Here is a 261-nt window from a genome sequence, read left to right as displayed (position 1 = left end):
GAGTATGACTTCAAGGAATGGATCATGGACCAACAAACTGTACATGAGTATTTAGTTAACAAACCACTAGTTAAAGTAACCCAACCTTTTTCTAAAGAAGTTGATGTTTACAAGGTAAACCATAAAATGTTTGCCACCCTTGCACTGGGTAATGATGATAATAACGACGCCAATGGCGAGCCTATTTGGTGGTTAAATTTAAAATGTGACCCCGACGAAGCACTAGCATTAAGAGATATGTTTACTGCAGTGATCCCCGGC

General features: G+C 39.5%; 1 protein-coding gene. It reads left to right on the top strand.

What is annotated here, in order from left to right:
• Window positions 1-24 precede the first annotated feature (24 nt).
• Window positions 25-261, top strand: a 237-nt coding sequence (locus AAEY78_RS13690; protein ID WP_352339894.1) for an MmcQ/YjbR family DNA-binding protein, incomplete at its 3' end; no start/stop codon positions are given.

This window comes from Psychrobacter sp. 16-MNA-CIBAN-0192 (assembly GCF_040309565.1).
Taxonomy (GTDB): Bacteria; Pseudomonadota; Gammaproteobacteria; order Pseudomonadales; family Moraxellaceae; genus Psychrobacter.
Note: the sequence above shows the minus strand (reverse complement) of the source record. Positions and strands in the feature narration are given on the sequence as shown.